This is a genomic window from Methanofollis ethanolicus (assembly GCF_001571385.1).
Classification (GTDB): domain Archaea; phylum Halobacteriota; class Methanomicrobia; order Methanomicrobiales; family Methanofollaceae; genus Methanofollis; species Methanofollis ethanolicus.
In genome coordinates this window covers 2,275,892-2,292,770 of record NZ_BCNW01000001.1, presented here as the reverse complement: position 1 = coordinate 2,292,770, position 16,879 = coordinate 2,275,892, and the positions used below count along the sequence as shown (strand labels likewise).

11 protein-coding genes and 1 CRISPR repeat array (1 of these 12 only partly in view) are annotated in these 16,879 nt (G+C 63.4%); of the genes, 8 read left to right on the top strand and 3 right to left on the bottom strand.

Going from position 1 to position 16,879, the window contains the following annotated elements; all coding sequences use genetic code 11:
- Positions 1–242: a CRISPR direct-repeat array (repeat unit 29 nt; unit sequence GTGTTCCCCACTCGCGTGGGGATGAACCG); it reaches 7,720 nt to the left of the window's first position.
- A 256-nt stretch (positions 243–498) separates the two neighbouring features.
- On the bottom strand, positions 499–1,086 hold the full coding sequence (locus MEFOE_RS10990; RefSeq protein ID WP_067052044.1) for a 3'-5' exonuclease: 588 nt from the start codon (positions 1,084–1,086) through the stop codon (positions 499–501).
- A 180-nt stretch (positions 1,087–1,266) separates the two neighbouring features.
- On the opposite strand from MEFOE_RS10990, the gene MEFOE_RS10985 reads away from it, so the two are divergent.
- Positions 1,267–2,256: a BMP family ABC transporter substrate-binding protein gene (locus MEFOE_RS10985; RefSeq protein WP_067052042.1), complete on the top strand. Its 990-nt coding sequence runs from the start codon at positions 1,267–1,269 to the stop codon at positions 2,254–2,256.
- Positions 2,257–2,488: 232 nt separating this feature from the next.
- On the opposite strand, the gene MEFOE_RS10980 is transcribed toward MEFOE_RS10985, so the two are convergent.
- The gene (locus MEFOE_RS10980; RefSeq protein WP_160329541.1) at positions 2,489–3,019 is read right to left on the bottom strand and encodes a Cdc6/Cdc18 family protein; all 531 of its coding nucleotides are present in this window, start codon (positions 3,017–3,019) and stop codon (positions 2,489–2,491) included.
- Between the two features lie 426 nt (positions 3,020–3,445).
- Here MEFOE_RS10980 and MEFOE_RS13455 point away from each other — a divergent pair, with 426 nt between their 5' ends.
- The 4 genes from MEFOE_RS13455 to MEFOE_RS10965 all read left to right on the top strand — a co-directional run bounded on the left by MEFOE_RS13455 (position 3,446) and on the right by MEFOE_RS10965 (position 6,416).
- Positions 3,446–3,595: a DNA methyltransferase gene (locus tag MEFOE_RS13455; protein ID WP_083523443.1), complete on the top strand. Its 150-nt coding sequence runs from the start codon at positions 3,446–3,448 to the stop codon at positions 3,593–3,595.
- A gap of 129 nt (positions 3,596–3,724) precedes the next feature.
- Positions 3,725–4,207, top strand: coding sequence for a PaeR7I family type II restriction endonuclease (locus MEFOE_RS10975; RefSeq protein WP_083523442.1), 483 nt, complete (start codon positions 3,725–3,727; stop codon positions 4,205–4,207).
- Positions 4,208–4,385: 178 nt separating this feature from the next.
- Positions 4,386–5,705, top strand: a complete 1,320-nt coding sequence (locus tag MEFOE_RS10970) for a cobyrinate a,c-diamide synthase (RefSeq protein WP_067052036.1) — start codon at positions 4,386–4,388, stop codon at positions 5,703–5,705.
- Positions 5,706–5,876: 171 nt separating this feature from the next.
- Complete coding sequence (locus MEFOE_RS10965; RefSeq protein ID WP_153015953.1) at positions 5,877–6,416, top strand: hypothetical protein; 540 nt, start codon at positions 5,877–5,879, stop codon at positions 6,414–6,416.
- A gap of 159 nt (positions 6,417–6,575) precedes the next feature.
- Here MEFOE_RS10965 and gpmA read toward each other — a convergent pair whose 3' ends face one another.
- On the bottom strand, positions 6,576–7,325 hold the full coding sequence (gpmA, locus tag MEFOE_RS10960; RefSeq protein WP_067053250.1) for a 2,3-diphosphoglycerate-dependent phosphoglycerate mutase: 750 nt from the start codon (positions 7,323–7,325) through the stop codon (positions 6,576–6,578).
- 115 nt (positions 7,326–7,440) lie between these two features.
- Here gpmA and hxlA point away from each other — a divergent pair, with 115 nt between their 5' ends.
- The 3 genes from hxlA (at position 7,441) to MEFOE_RS10945 (ending at position 16,838) form a co-directional block, all read left to right on the top strand.
- Positions 7,441–8,727 carry a 3-hexulose-6-phosphate synthase gene (gene hxlA / locus MEFOE_RS10955; RefSeq protein ID WP_067052032.1) on the top strand — a complete coding sequence of 429 codons (1,287 nt, stop codon included), beginning with the start codon at positions 7,441–7,443 and terminating at the stop codon, positions 8,725–8,727.
- 194 nt (positions 8,728–8,921) lie between these two features.
- Positions 8,922–11,024 (top strand): S8 family serine peptidase, encoded by a 2,103-nt coding sequence (locus MEFOE_RS10950; RefSeq protein ID WP_160329540.1) that lies wholly within the window; start codon positions 8,922–8,924, stop codon positions 11,022–11,024.
- Positions 11,025–11,315: 291 nt separating this feature from the next.
- On the top strand, positions 11,316–16,838 hold the full coding sequence (locus MEFOE_RS10945; RefSeq protein WP_083523441.1) for a NosD domain-containing protein: 5,523 nt from the start codon (positions 11,316–11,318) through the stop codon (positions 16,836–16,838).
- Positions 16,839–16,879: the final 41 nt, after the last annotated feature.

The following is a 16,879-nucleotide window of genomic DNA, read 5'->3' as shown; positions in this document are numbered from 1 at the left end:
GCACCGGGAGAACAGCCATGGACGGACGGCGTGTTCCCCACTCGCGTGGGGATGAACCGATGGATCAGCTTGCGGGGGCGCATCACCGCGAGTGTTCCCCACTCGCGTGGGGATGAACCGCACCATAGACGCATTCTGAGATTACTTGGTGAGTGTTCCCCACTCGCGTGGGGATGAACCGGCGTCTATGGAGTGGGCGGTGATAGCGCCAATGTGTTCCCCACTCGCGTGGGGATGAACCACTGCGCTGCCGGAAATCCATCACATCCACCATAGAACACACCTCTCTCCACTCAGGAAATATCATAAAATACCATAACCAACATGATATCGTCTGCTCTGTTCGGGTGGATGATGTTCCCCGATATCTCGGGGTTGAACCCTGGTGCGATTACAGACAATTCATGTGACAGAAATGTTCCCCACTCGCGTGGGGATCACGGATCAGGACGCCGATCGTCTGCGTCCTCGGGCAAATGTTCCCCACTCGCGTGGGGATCACCCTCCCTTTTTCACTTCGCCCGCCTCCGCCAGAGCAAAAAAACACCGGGCACATGCCCGTGCATCCTCCCGCGCCCGGTGCGCCCCGTCATAGGGACGCCCAAAGAGAACCTGGTGAAGTTCGGATAAGGTCGGCCACTTGTACCCCCCCTGCCGCCTGATACCGCAGTACCTGGCAGACCCCACCATCGTACACCAGCCGCGGAGCGGTTCAAGCGGGTCGGCACACCCCGCCCGTTCGCACTCTTCGGCAACGACCCTGCGATCATAGGCAAGGTTGTGAGCAACAACCCAATCCGACCTTTTGGCCGCCTGTGCAAGGTTTATCAACGCATCCCTGATCCGGATGCCATCCCGGCGTGCATCCACCGTTGTGATGCCGTGGATTTTCACCGCAGAGGGGGGAATCGAGAAGCCCTCCGGGACGACGGTCATCGCATGCTCTGCCAGAAGGAACCCCTGGCTGTCGCAGAGCACCCATGCAAGTTCGACAAGACGGGGAGGAGGCCTTCCGCTCAAGAACCGGCCTGTCGTCTCGGTGTCGATGACAAGGACATTGCCATCTAATGGGAGGGAGGAGGACATCCCTGATGGATATATGGATGGGCGGCAATATAATCATTCGGCACATCCCGGGCACGCCATAACTCTCACCGATTTGTCGGATGGTCCCATGCAGCGAGTGAACGCTGCCACTATTGGCCGGAGAGCGCCTCCCCCATCCCGTCCCCTCCGTTTAATACCCCTCCCGCCTCACCTTTCCCCATGAAACCGTCCTTCCCCCTCGTTTCACTCACCGTCGTCCTCGCCCTCCTGCTCGCCGCCGCCGGGTGCACCGGGTCGTCCTCCCTCCCGTCCGTGTACATCCTGTACGGGTCGGAGAAAGGCGACCTCTCCTATACCGACACCGCATATCAGGGCCTTCTGGCGGCGCACGACACCGTCTCGTTCACCGCACGGGAGTTCACCCCCCGCGACTGCGACACCCTCCCCGGCCTTCTCGCCGGCACGGAAAAACCCGGCCTCGTCATAACGGTCGGATACCAGTACGCCAACCTCACCCGCCGTCTTGCGCAGGACCACCCTGACATCAGGTTCCTCGCCGTCGACCAGATGGGCATCGGGTCGGACAATGTCAGGGCATACGAGTTCGTCTCCTACGGCGACAGTTACCTGGCCGGCGTCCTTGCGGCATCGGCGACGCAGACCGGGAAGGTCGGGACCATCCTCGGCACGCAGTCCGCCCTCCTCGACGTGTTCCTCCAGGGGTACACGGACGGCGCCCGTGCCGTCAATGCCTCGGTCGCGGTGGACCATGCCTGTGTGCGGCAGCACTCCACCGACGGGTTCACCGACCCCGGAGAGGCGGGCCGGATCGCTGAAAGGATGTACGGGAACGGGACCGACGTGATCTTCACGTGCGCCGGGTACTCCAATATGGGGGTCTTCGATGCGGCGGGGAATGCCACCGGCCGGTATATCATCGGGACTGACACCGACCAGTCGCCGCTCGGCCCTGACGTCGTGCTCGCGTCCGCGATAAAACGGGTCGACCGCGTCGTCTCCGCCGGCATCGCGGAGCACCTCAACGGTACGTTCACCGGCGGCGATAGGGTCGGTGGACTCAAGGACGGGGCGACCGGCATCGTCGTCAACCCGGCGTTCGCCGTCTACAACGAGACCGTCAGCGCGTGGGAGGCGCGGGCGCAGGACGCAGAAGAGGCGTACCTCCGCCGCTCCGTGCCGGAGAACTGATTTTCCCTCACCTCATCCTCATGCCGGGCGACGATACGCCTGCGTCAATGACGCCCTGATACGGGAGCACCCCATCCCGGCCGACAGGGAGAGAGTCTCGACCCTGAACGAACGGGAAGGTCAGGTGGCCGCCGGTCTTTGACCCGGCGTGCAATTCCGACCCCGGGCGAGAACGCCGCCGACGCCCTGTACCGGAGTCCGGCCGAGAGGCCGGTCGTCCGGTGACTTTTTTTTATTCATGTCCCGTTTCATAGCGACGTTTTTCGTCGTCCGCGACGCCTGCAGGACACTTCACCGACGTCCCCGACGACGCTGCCGGAACAGGGGCGACCGCGTCCCCCACTCCCTCCCGCACCACGATCTCCCGCGTCCTCCCCTGCCCCTTCCTCCTCTGCCGCGTCGCCACCAGGTGCAGCGCATCCAGCCTCTCCAGGCGTTCAAAAAACATCATGTAACTCATCGGCTCGATTGCGGAGACGGCCTCGTACACCCGGCCCGATGTCGTCTCCTCCCCCCGCCGTGCCATGCCGGCGAGCACGGAGAGCACCGCCGTCTCCGGGGGCGTGAGAGCCCGCACGCCGGCGGCAAGGTGGGCGTGCCGGGCGACCGCAACCGCCGCCTCGACGTCCCCGGCCTCTGCCGCCGTCCTCCCCGCCCTTTCGGTGTGGAGCACCGCCTCCTTCAACAGGCCGAGGCCGACCCGCGAGTCCCCGCAGGCCACCGCCCGCCTGACGACGAGGTCCAGGGCCGCCGGCGGCACCACGCCGGGATACACTCCGATTCGTGGCGGTTGATCTATACCGTGGCCAGCGACGGGGAAATGATCGTGGTGATCATCGAGTGGCTGGACCACACCGCCTATGAACGGCGGTTCGGATACTGATCGCTCTACCTCCGGTAAAATCTGGTCGAATTCGATCGAATTTCGATTCTGAGAGAATTATTCTGTCAGTTGTGGGGGGATTGACGGTGTCTGTGCCTCGCAGGTATCGACACGATAGACCTGGTGTACATGTTCGACTTTTCCCCAGACACCATTCCGTGCGTTTGTCGTCATCGCGGGAGAAAGAGAGCGGGAAGACGAGGTGAGTGGCAAGGTGTCTCTTCATGATCGACGGTCCGCCGTGCGTTGCATAGGGAGTAACGAAAAAAGGGGAGGAAGGTAGGTGAAGAGTTTGTCGGCGACACGGTGCTCGACCCCTTCGGGGGTACAGGCACGACCGCCCTTGCTGCGGCACGGTGGGGGAGAAACAGCATCAGCGTCGAGGTCGAAGAAAAATATTTCGCAATGGAGGTTGATCGGTTTATTCATCAGGTTAAACAGTCTCGATTGTTCTGAGTGAGGCATAACCATGGTGAATGACCGAATTCTTCGAGATATTTTACGGGACGATTATTTTTCCGACGCTGTGCGGTATTTCTGGGATACGCGGGCGTCGCAGGCAGAGGACCAGAATAACCGGGGGACCTGCTTGTCGTCAAACACCATCCTGACGGGAAGAAGGAACTGGTTGCTGTTCTCGAACTGAAGTCTCAGAAAGGGCCGTCTTTCGGGAACACCATCAACAACAGGACTGAGGAAGTGCTGGGGAGTGCACATGACCTCTGGACGGCCTACCGTGAGGGTGCGTTCAGGACCTCGCCGTCTCCGTGGTTGGGGTATCTGCTCCTGCTGGAGGACTGTGAGAAGTCCCGGAAGAGCGTGAGAAATAACGAACCGCACTTCGAGGTCTTCCCTGAGTTTAAGAACGCCTCCTATGGTGAACGCTATCATCAGACCTGTTTAAGGCTGGTGCGGGAGCGGGTCTATTCTGAGGTGTGCTATCTGCTGGCAGACAAGGAAGAGAAGATGAAGGCCGGGAATTATTCTGAGCCTGATGAGTCGTTGTCCGGGGCGCGGTTCCTGCGGTCGCTCTGCTCGCATCTGAATAATTTTTATGAACTGACGTGAGTTTTGATCTTTTTCACTCTTTTTCTGTGGGAATTGTAAGGGACCCTGCCATGCCTCGCTCGCCCCTTCGCCCCACCTCCCCAACATTCCCCTCTCCTGATCAAGACTGAACCGTCGAGTGTGCGGAGGCCGAAAAAAACCATACCTTCATTTTTCTTCCTCGCCAAGATCCACCGGCATGATCCCGGCAATCGTCATCGCAGGCACCCACTCCGGCTGCGGCAAGACCACCCTCGCGTGCGGCGTCATGGCGGCGCTGCGGGCGCGTGGCCTCGTCGTCCAGCCCTTCAAGGTCGGCCCGGACTTCATCGACCCCTCGCACCACACCGCGATCTGCGGCCGCCCCTGCAGGAACCTCGACCCCTTCATGATGGGGGAGGAGGGCGTGGTGCGGACCTTCGCATCGGCATCGGCAGGCGCGGACATCGCCGTCATCGAGGGCGTGATGGGGCTGTACGACGGCCTGGAGGGCGGCGACCTCGGCTCCACCGCGCACGTGGCGAAGGCCCTCGGAGCGCCGGTGGTGCTCGTTGCCGACGTCGGCGGCATGTCGCGGAGCGCCCACGCCCTCGTCCGCGGCTACACCTCCTTCGACCCCGCGGTGCATTTTGCCGGCGTGATCTTCAACAGGGTCGGGAGCCCCCGCCACAGGCAGATGATCGAGGAAGAACTCTCCGTCCCGGCCCTGGGCTGGGTGCCGACAGAGAAGGCGAAGGCCGTCTCCAGCCGCCACCTCGGCCTTGCGATGGCCGGAGAGGCGAGCATGGCCGCCTTCGGTGCGGTCTGCGAGGAACACTGCGACCTTGACGCCCTCATCGCCGCGGCCGCCTCGGTCCCCGCGGCCGTCCCGGCCCCGGCCGCCGCCGGCGACTCCCCCCGCGTCCGCCTCGGCGTGGCGCGTGACGCCGCCTTCTGCTTCTACTACCAGGACAACCTCGACCTCCTGCGGCGTGCCGGAGCCGACCTGGTCTTTTTCTCCCCTCTCGTCGACCCCCTCCCCGACGTCGACGGCCTGTACCTCGGCGGCGGTTACCCCGAACTCCACGCGGCGGCCCTCTCCCGCGCCCCCTGCACATGTGCGGTCGGGACCGCCGCGGCGGACGGAATGCCCGTCTATGCCGAGTGCGGCGGCCTCATCTATCTCTGCGAACGCCTCTCCTCCGACGCAGACTATCCCATGGCCGGCGTCCTCCCGGCCGACGCCCGGATGAATACGCGTTTCCAGGCCCTCGGCTACGTGGAGGCCGAGTGCACCGGCACCTCCCCCCTCCTCCCTGCCGGCCTCACCTTCAGGGGCCACGAGTTCCACTACTCCTCCGTCGACCCGGCGGCCGACGCCCGCTTCGCTCTCCGCCTCGCCCGCGGCAAAGGGATAGGCGACGGGCGGGACGGCCTTTCCGAGCACGCCGTCCTTGCCGGCTACAGCCATGCCTACATGACGGAGCGCTTTGCCCGGGCCTTCTGCACCGCCCTGGACCGGTGGCGGCGGGAACGGTGAAAGTTTCTCCTCCCTTTTTCAGCCTCTTTCGTGCCTCATTATCTCCCTCTGCCGCCGCCCCGCGGTGTTACCCATATCTGATGTCGTGTTTATTGTTCACACGTTTCGATACTTTTTTATTATTTGTGCACAGAGAGGGATGTGCACTTCGGTGCAAGGGGGAAAAACTCTATGACTGAATCGGCAATCGAACAGGTCGCGGCCGGACGGGCGATGGAGACGAGGACGGTCCGCGTCAGGGAACAGGAGTACGCCCGCCTCAAGGCCCTCGGCACGGTGCGGGACTCCTTCTCCGATGTGATCGAGCGTCTGCTCGATTTCTACGAGGCCTATGACGCCGGCATCCACTCACGCGACTCATCTGACTTCGAAGGGAGGGTGGAGCTCCCGGAGAGCCCGGTCTACCGGAAAATTGCTCTCGACCTCTTCGACCGGACGCTCGCCCTGGGCGGCGGCGTCACCTTCACCGTGGGGTATGATCCTGTGGTGTCGCCGCTCAACAGAACCGGGAAAGGCCTTGTCACCTTCTACAAGGAAGGACGGCGGTTCTGTCTCTTCAGGGTGGGAAAAGAACGCCTCTGGCTCTACTTCCCGACCGAAAAGGAGGAGACGGAACTGGAGGGCTGGGAACTTGTGCAGAACATATTTCTGGACAACTTCCTTGAGGACGGGGGGATGCAGCTCATTCAGCGGCAGTATCAGCTGGCATAGGTGGCACGTCCTTTTGTGCGGGGATCTCTGGAACACCACACCAGGCCCCTTTTTTGATACCCTATACTATTCATGCGACCCCTCCCCTGACCGCGGTCGGGGACGTCCGGATCTTTTTGACCTGTCGGGTGGTTCCGGCAGGACCGAAAAAAAGAGAAATTATTTTTTTGCCGTCCCCTGCTTCTTGACGCCCTCGATCGCCGCCTTCACCTTCGCCGGGTCGCCGAGGTAGTAGTGGCGCAGGGGCGTCAGGTCGTCGTCGAGTTCGTAGACCAGGGGGATGCCTGTCGGGATGTTCAGGTGCGCGATCTCGTCGTCCGGGATGGCGTCGAGGTGCTTCACGAGGGCCCGGAGAGAGTTCCCGTGGGCGGCGATGAGCACCCTCTTCCCCGCCTTCAGGGCCGGGACGATCTCCTCCTCCCAGTACGGGAGGAAACGTCCGACCGTGTCCTTCAGACACTCCGTCCCCGTGGCCGCGGCCTCAGGGATCCCCGCGTACCGGCGGTCGTGGGCCGGGTGGCGGTCGTCGTCCCGGTCGAGCGCCGGCGGCTGCGTCGCATAACTCCGCCGCCAGATGAAGACCTGCTCGTCGCCGTACTTCGCCGCCATCTCGGCCTTGTTCAGGCCCTGGAGGGCGCCGTAGTGGCGCTCGTTCAGCCGCCAGGAGCGCGTCACCGGGATCCACATCAGGTCGGTCTCGTCGAGGACGATCCAGAGAGTGCGGACCGCCCTCTTCAGGACCGAGGTGAAGGCGCAGTCGAAGGTGTAGCCCTCCTCCCGCAGGACGCGGCCTGCTTCGTGCGCCTCCTCCACCCCTTTTTCCGAGAGGTCGACGTCGGTCCACCCGGTGAACCGGTTTTCCCTGTTCCAGACACTCTCACCATGCCGTAATAGGACGAGTTTGATCATGACCATTCCTCGATGTGTTCTCTTCTACTGGTTTACGGGACTGCCTCTTATTGGTGACGCCTGCATTGTCAAGGCCGAAGCAAGTCTTAACACCTTCGCGGCCCCATTTTCAGGCATGACACGTCCGACGCTCCAGGTGGCGCTCGATATCCTCGAACTGCACCGGGCCGCCCGGATCGCGAGGGAAGCGGTCGCGGGCGGCGCCGACTGGATCGAGGTGGGCACCCCTCTGATCAAGAGCGAGGGAATGGCGGCGGTGCGCGAACTCCGCAGCGCCTTCCCCCACCAGGTGATCGTTGCGGACATGAAGATCGCCGACACCGGCACGATGGAAGTTGAGATGGCGGCCAAGGCCGGGGCGAACATCGTCTGCGTCCTTGCCGACGCCGACGACTCGGTCATCGCCGAATGCGTCCGGGCGGCACGGCTGTACGGCGTGAAGATCATGGCCGACCTGATCCATGTCGCCGACCCGGTGGGGCGGGCGAAGGACCTCGAAGTCCTCGGCGTCGACATCGTCAACGCCCATGTCGGGATCGACCAGCAGATGCTCGGCAGGAGTTCGGTCGACCTCCTCCGCACCCTTGCAGGATCGGTCTCCATCCAGCTCGCGGTCGCGGGCGGCCTCGACGCGGCGACCGCGGCCGAGGCCGTGCGGGCCGGGGCCGATATCGTCATCGTCGGCGGCTGGATCGTCAAGTCTGGCGACGTCGAAAGCTCGGCGAAGAAGATCAGGGCGGCGATCGACGACCCCTCGATCGTCCCCGAGAAGAAGGCGTCCCCCGACGAGGAGATCAGGTCCCTCCTGATGCAGGTCTCGGCGCCCAACGTCACCGACGCCATGCACCGGAAAGGGGCGATGACCGGCCTTTTCCCCCTCACCAGGGGCGTGAAGTTCGCCGGCCCCGCGGTGACTGTCCAGACCTTTGCGGGCGACTGGGCAAAGCCTGTGGAGGCGATCGACCTCTGTCGTCCCGGAGACGTCCTGGTGATCAACAACGACGGCCGGACCCATGTCGCCCCCTGGGGCGAACTCGCCACCCACTCGGCAAAGGTCCAGGGTGTCGCCGGCGTCATCATCGACGGCGCCGTCCGCGACGTCGACGACATCAGGGCGATGCAGTACCCCCTCTTCGCCCGCGCCTGCGTCCCGAACGCCGGGGAGGCGAAAGGCTTCGGCGAGATCAACGCCGAGATCGCCTGCTGCGGCCAGCAGGTCAGGCCCGGCGACTGGATCATCGCGGACGAGAGCGGTGTCGTCGTCATCCCGAAGGAGCGGGCCTACGAGATCGCCCGCCGCGCCCTCGAAGTGAAGAAAAACGAGGAGCGGGTGCGGGCGGAGATCGCACGCGGGAGCACCCTCGCGCAGGTGCAGGAACTGTATAAGTGGGAGAAGAAGTGAAAACGTCTCCCCTCCCTAATTTTCGGTGATAGTCTCCACCCTCTTCTGTCGACATTCTTTTTCCTGGCAGACCTGCGCACACCCCTGCATAATACATATTGCATTTTATGTAATAGGTCGTGTGAAAAAAGAATAATTATATGTGAAACCCTCCCACCTGATTAAACGGTATTATGCGTTTCAATGTCTCAAATATGATTTTTCATACTCCCCTCATACAATTCAGGGGATTTCATGCCTTCCTGGCAGTCCTCTGCCTGCTGTCGGTCGTCCCTCTGGCCCAGGGCTCGGGCTTCGGCGGCGAGGTCGTGCCCGATGCGTCCCTGTACGAACCAGACACCGTCATCGTACGGTTTGCCGACGGTGCAGGAGACGGCCCGTCCCTCTGTTCGGCATCGGCGAACGCCCACGCCGCCCTCGGTGCCGACGTTGCCGACGACCTGGGCGACCTCGTCCCCGGCATGCAGGTCGTGAAACTTCCCGACGGCGTCTCCGTCGAAGAGGCCGTCGCCTACTACACCGGTCTCTCCAGTGTCGAATATGCCGAGCCGAACTATTACGTGCACGCCCTGAAAGAACCTGACGACCCGTACTTTGATAGGTTGTGGGGCATGAAGAACACCGGCCAGGTCCTGCAGGACGGCCAGAGCTTCGAGGGCATGCTGGCCTACTACAATAACCAGGCCGGGACGCCGGGCGCCGACATGAGCGTCCCTGCCGCCTGGAACGTCACCACCGGGTCGTCCGACGTGACCATCGCGGTCGTCGACAGCGGGGTCATGTACACCCACGCCGACCTCGCGGCGAACATCTGGACAAACGCCGGGGAGATACCGGGCAACGGCATCGACGACGACGGCAACGGCTATGTCGACGATATCCGCGGCTGGGACTTTGTCGACGACGACAACGACCCCATGGACTTTAACGGGCACGGCACCCACTGTGCCGGTACCATTGCCGGCGTCGGGAACGACACCGCCGGCGTTGTCGGAGTGATGTGGGAGGCGAAGGTCATGCCCGTCCGTGTGCTCGATACGCAGGGGTACGGCACGGTCTATCACTCCATCGCCGCCATCAAGTACGCGACTGCGATGGGGGCCGACGTCATCAGCTGCTCTTTCGGCGGTGCCGAAGGGAGCGAGGCGTACAGGGATGCGATCCGGGCCTCGTCGGCGCTGGTCGTCTGCGCCGCGGGCAATGACGGCACCGACAACGACGCCTTCCCGATGTACCCGGCGAACTACAACAGCCCGAACGTGCTCTCCGTCGCCGCACTCGACAACAGGGACGACCCGGCCATTTTCTCGAATTACGGCAAGATCAGCGTCCATGTCGCGGCGCCGGGCGTCGGCATCCTCTCCACCGTCCCCGTATGGTCTGCGGCATATCAGGACGATATCACCGAGTCGTCGGCGGCCGCCTGGAATGTGCTCTCCTATCTGGAGAGCGACAACTGGAGCGGGGGGTACATGGGCGGGACGGACAGGTACGCCCTGGGCGTCTCCGGCGTGAACGTGTCGTTGACGTACTCCGACACACCGTTCACCGACCTCGAGGACACCGCGCTGGAGTTCGTCACCGCGTACGCCCTCCGGGAGGGGACGGACAAACTTCAGGTCCTTGTCTCCACCACCGACTTCAGAAATTATCCGTCCTATGACGACATGATCCACAATGAGAGTTGTTACATCGCCGACGTCGTCACCGGGAGTTCGCACGGGGAGATCGTCTCCCGGGTCGTCGGTCTGGACAGGTATGGCACGATGCTCGGCGGCGACCCCCTGTACATCGGGTACCTGTATTATTCCAAAAACCCGGGCAGTTTTGCCTGGCTGGACAGTTTCACGATCACCCGCTATACAGACCCCGAAGAGGGGTATGCGTTCTACAGCGGCACGTCCATGGCGACGCCCATGGTCTCGGGGACTGCGGGGCTGATCAAGTCGGTGAACCGGAGTCTGACCGCGGAAGAGACCAAACAGATCCTGATCGACTCGGTGGACAGGATCCCCTCTCTTGACGGGAAAATATCCTCGGGCGGGAGGGTCAACGCCTCCCGTGCCGTCCTGATGGCACGGGCGACCCTGCCGTCGATAACGACGCGTGACCTCAATGGCAACGGTGTCGAGGCCGATATCGGGGATGTCGCCTATGTGTACAGCTGTGCGCGGGACACGGCATCGGAACCCGACCTCCGTGCCGATTATGCCGAGCCCTATGGTGTCGTCGACCTCGCGGATGCGACGTACATCTCTGACCTGTATGTGGGCGTGGTGGTGCCGCCAGGCAGGTAAAACCGGTGGCGCGGCAGGGGCCGCGCACTCTTTTTTTTCGGCACGGTACTGATCCGCCGCCTCAGCCAGACTCTTCGCCGCACATAATTATTTTAAACGTTTTATTCGTGCTTTCTTTCTTCGACAGTCCTGGTATGGCGTAATATGTTTTCCTCGGGTCACGGATACGTGATTTGAAACTATACAGTATATATCGAACTGAGTGTTACCTTTATTCTGAAAATTATTATCAGGTTACACGGTTGCCCGTTCGGGTGATATCGTGTACCCTGTACGACGGATCGTGGTTCGATGAAAACTATGCGATGGATGGTGCTGCTCATTGTGGCGGCAATGGTACTCTGCTGCATGCCCGGTGCGGCGGCAGAAGAAACGCAGGGAAACGAGAGCGTATCAGGCTCTGGAGTCCCTGGCGAAGATACAGACATCGTCGGGACCGTCACTCCCGGCGGCAATGACACGGAAATAACATCTGAGGACGGCATCTCGGCCCTCGCCGTCACCCCGTCAGATATCACGCAGGAAGCATTCGTGGACGGCGTCTGCACGATCACCGTCCCCGGCACGTACACCCTGCAGGAGGACGTCTCCGGGACGTTCCAGGTCGCGGTCGACGGGAGCGTTGTGCTGAACGGCAACGGGCATATACTCAGGCCCGACCCCGACCATGCCGCCGGCCAGACGTACGGCGTGCAGGTCACGGACGGCACGGGCAGTGCGACCATCGAGAACTTCGGGAACATCACCGGGTTTCGCGGCCAGGGCATCCGCTCCGAGGCGTTCAGGACCACCACGGTCCGCAACAACGTCGTTTACGGCTGCGGCGACGAACCCATCACCTCCCTGAAGAGCACCGAGTGCCAGGGCATCTACGCAGCGTCCCAGAAGGTCGTCGTCACCGCGAACACGGTGACAGACTGCGGCAACCCCCCGGTCAGCACGACCCCGGGGCCGGGAAGTTACGGGATACTGGCCATGGGCTATGACGGCAGAGTCTCGGACAACACCGTGACCGGGTGCGCTCAGATCGCCGAGAGCCGCGACGGGCGCACGGGGTCGTACGGCATCTATGCGAAGACCGGTCTCGTCGTCTCCGGCAACACGGTCACCGACTGCGGCAAGGTCACCACCTCAGGCGCCGAGGAGGTCTCAGGCACCGGCATCTTTGCCCAGGGCGGCATCATCTCCGGTAACACCGTCACCGACTGCGGCAAGACCGTCGGCGCCGGCGGCGAGAACATCGGGAACGGCATCTTCGGGATGGCCGGCACGACGATCGAGAAGAACACCGTCACCGACAGCGGTTTCAGCAACGGAGAGAGCGACCTCTCGTTCGGTTTCGGCATCAGGACTGAAGACGGGTCTGTCAGGGACAACGTCGTCACCGGGTGCGGCCGGGAGAGTCCCATGGGCTACGGCATCCAGTCTGTCGCCGGCGCCGCTGTCACGGGCAACCGCGTCTCCGACTCGGGCATCGACTGCGTCAAAGGCGGTTGCGGCATCTTCCTGAGCGGAGGGTTTTCCGACCTGACCCTCGCCGACAACCAGGTTTCCGGCTGCGGCGTCTCCGCGGCCGAGGGCTATGGCATCGTTGCCATGAACGCCGGGTCGAGAGCCGGTTCGAAGAGCGTCATCAGGAACAACACGGTCGCCGGCACGAGCGCCACCGCGGGCCTGAGACTGAACTCGGTATCGGCCCTCACCATGACGGAGAACCGGATCAGTGCCGACGGCCCGGCACTCTCCCTCACCGGCGGCCAGATCGGGTCGTCCCGGATCTACAACAACGCCTTCAACACCTCGTCTTACGTCCACCCCGACGTCACGACGGCGGCAATCGAGAAGTACGCGTGGAATGCGGAGACCCCGGTCTTTGCACGGAACATCGTCGGCGGGGAATGGACCGCGGGCAACTGGTGGGGTTCGACCGACGGTGCGAGCGGGTACTCTGATACCCACTCCTCGGTGAAGGGATACGACAAGGAGGCATTCGAGGTCGTCGCCGGGTCGGGCGTGTACGACACCATGCCCCTCTGTAAGATCTCCGAGTCTGGCGGCGGCGAGTTGAAGATCACAGGAGGACGCGGATACACGTACGACCGGGCCACCATGACCTACACGATCACCGCGCCCGGCGAGTACTGGTTCACCGGCTCTGCCCATGTCAAACCAGTGATCATCGCCTCGGACGACGTCACGCTGGACGGCGGGTACTTCTCCCTCTCTGTCGGCGCGAAGACACCGGGCAAGACCGGCATCTTTGCTGAGAACCGGTCGAATATCGTCGTTAAGAACTGCCAGGTCAAAAACGGCGATGTCGGCATCAATGTTACCGGGACGGAGATCGTCCTCACCGGGAACACCGTCACCGGCAGCGCCCTGTACGGCATCTTCACCGGCGCGGCGACAGTCACCGACAACCAGGTGACCGCGAAGGCGGTCGGCATCAGGGGAAGCGGCACCATCTCCCGCAACACGGTCGAAGCCCCGACAGGCATCGAGGTCACGCCCGATGTGGAGGCCGTCTCCATTGAGGCGAACACGGTGACCTCCACGACCACCGGCATCGCCGTTCCGTCCGCGTGGACGGGCACGGCGACGCTCGCCGGAAACATTGTCCGGTCGGACGCGACGGCCCTTGCCGTCAATGGCGGGAGCGGTCAGGTCTACAACAACCTCTTCAGTGCCGCGACCTATGTCGCCGGCACGGCGCCCGCCTCCTACACCTGGAACATCGCCCCGACCGATATGTCGGGACGGAACATCGTCCTCGGGAAGTACATCGCGGGGAACTACTGGACGAACGCGACCGGCACCGGGTGGTCGGACACCGCCGTCTCGGAGACCGGGTACTCGCGGACTCCCTTCGAGGTGGCCGACGGCGTCTATGACAGGGCCCCGCTGTGCAGGGTTGGCATGCCCCCGGTCAGCGGCGTGGAACTGGCCGAGGCCGGAGAGGCCGGGTACACGTATGCCAGCGGTAAGTACACCATCACGGCCCCGGGCTACTACTACTTCGGGATCCAGCCCCACACCGTCAGCATCGAGAGCGACGACGTTGTCATGGACGGGCGCGACGTCCTGCTCACCGCCGACACCAGGAGCACGGTCGTCTCGACAAAGGCCCGGACAGAGTACAGGAACATTACCGTCAAAAACTGCTACATCGACGGCGGGTACATCGGCATCAGGGTAGAGGGGACTGAGGGGACTGATGTCTCCGTCCTCGACTGCACGCTGAAGAATACGAAATCGTACGGCATCTATGTCAAAAACGGCGTTGCCGATGGGAACGTCCTGACGAACTGCGCCTACGGCGGCATCGGGTACCAGTCCATCATTGCCTACGACCATGCCCGCGTGACGAACAACATCGTCTCCGGCGCCACCAAAAGCAGCATCTACTACTCCAACACTCTCTCCGACGGTGCCGGCGGCGCCGAGATCGCCGGGAACAGGGTTATGGACGGCAGGGGAGACGGCATCTCAGTCACCGGGAAGGACGGCACCACCACCGTCACCGGCAATACCGTGACCGCCATGCGGCACGCCGGCATCTCCGTCACGCCCGGGACGAACAACCCCGATATCGCGGGCGCCACCGTCCGCGTGCTCGACAATATTGTGACCGGCTGCGAGGTCGGCATCGATTCGACTGTCAAGACCCTTGAACTAACTCGTGGCAACACTGTTACGGACTGCGGCACCGGCATCTCGGGCGACGGCGAGATCGCCGGAAACACGGTCAGAGAGTGCGGCGTCGGCATTGCCGTTCCCGCCGGGTCTGTCCGTCCCGCAGCGATCACCGGGAACAGGGTTGTCAGCGTCGGCGGGTGTGCGGTCGAGGCCGACGGCGGCAGCGGTTCCGTCTATGACAATGTCTTCTCCACGGATACCTACGTCTCCGGCATCGCCGCATCGGCCTATGCCTGGAACATCACGCCCGAAGAGGGAGAGAACATCGTCGGCGGCGGTGTCCGCGCCGGCAACTGGTGGGGTTCCCCCGGCGGCATGAACGGATACTCGGAGACGAACCATGCGGTCAACGGGTATCTCGGCGTGGACCCGGCAAACCGCTACGAACCCGCACCCGGCGCCTGCGACTACTATCCCCTCGTGCAGACCACCGACCTCGTCCTCGACCCCGCCCTCCGCGTTGCGGACGGTGACGTGGTCATCGGCATGCCCGCGGTCTTCGCCGCGGAGTCTGCCGGCACCGGCCTCGACTGGTGCGGTGCGTGGACCTGGACCTTCACCGATGCCGCCGGCACCGCGACGCTGTCCTTCGCCTCTGCTGCGATGGAGGCGGAACACACTTTCACGCGTTTCGGCCCTGCGAATGTAACCCTGACCGTCGCCGACAGGGACGGCCAGACAATCGGCACCGCCCGCTGGGCGGGCACCGTGGCCAGTCTGCCCCTGAAGGTCGGGATCGACGACATCGAAGACGGTGCGGCCTTCACCGTCACCACCAGCGCCACATTCCGGGCCGACGTCCCCGACCTGAGGGAACCGGAAAATGCAACCTATCTCTGGGAGTTTGTCGGTGGCGACGTCGGTACGTTCTCCTCCAGCGATACCCCGGAGACGACCGTCACCTTTGCACGGCCTGGCATCTGCGGTATCAGACTCACCGTGACCCCCGGCGGTGTCGATGCGGAGACGTATCCTTCCGATTTTGTCGTCTGCACCGCAGTCGTGACTGTCACGCCCGCGGTCTCGACGCCCCCCTCACCCCAAAACCCGGTCAGGCCGACGATCGAGTCGGGTTCCCCTGATGTTTCGGCAATCGTCCCGGAGATCTGTGTCGACCGGCAGGATGTCGACGGAGATGCCAGGTTCAATGTTACGGTCGTGACCCCGGCGAGCGGGGATGTCCCGACCTTTGTCGCGGGCATGGGCAGGCCTGAAGATGCGTTCCTCTCCCTCGACATCACGCCGGAGAACCTGAAAGACGCGAAGAAACTCAATTTCAGTGCGGTGCTGACCGTCTGCATCCCGACGAGCACGGTCCCGGAGGACGAGAAGTACAACATGAGAGTGTACCGGTACAACACCGTCACCGCGGCATGGGAGGCGCTGCCGACTGTCTGGACGAAGACCAGGGCTGGCTACCACCACTATGAGGTGAAGACGCCGGGCTTCTCCGTCTTCACGGCCGTGCGTGCCATCCCGAAGGCCGAACCGCCCACTCCGTCGACACCCTCTGTCGTTTCCTCAGGGAGCGGCGGGAAGAGCGACCTTGTTGCGGCCGTCTGTGACGGCGACGGCGTCGCCCACTTCAAGGGCGTCGTGCGGGACGTTTCCCCGGGTTCGGGCGCCGCGGGCGCTCTCGTCGTCGTCGACGAGGACGCCGGCGTCAGGCCCGCCCAGGCGTTCTACCGGGCCTTCGCGGTCACCGTCAAACGCGTCTCCGTCGAGAACGGCATCGACATCACCTTCTGCGTGCCGACCGCCGCCTGCACCGGCGCCGGGTACACGAAGGACGATGTCGCCCTCGCCTTCCTGGCGGGAGGGAACTGGACCGTCCAGTCCACCCGCTGTCTCGGCGAGGAGGGAGGCATGACCTCGTACGCGGCGCACATCCCCGCGGCAGGCACATGCGCAATCGTGTACGGGAAGGAGGTAACCGCGGGCAGCGGTTCGGCGGCGGTCGACACCCCGACGCCGACGGTCGCGCCCACAGGGGCGCCGACGACCGACGCGCCGGTTGCCTCCACCACGACCACGCCCGCACAGAGTCCGGGCTTCGGCGTCCTCGCCGCCCTTGCGGGCGCGGCTGCTGCAGTCGCCCTCTCGGGACGCAGGGACTGATCCGGTGGGGGAGAATGACAGCACACCAGAATGACGAGCAC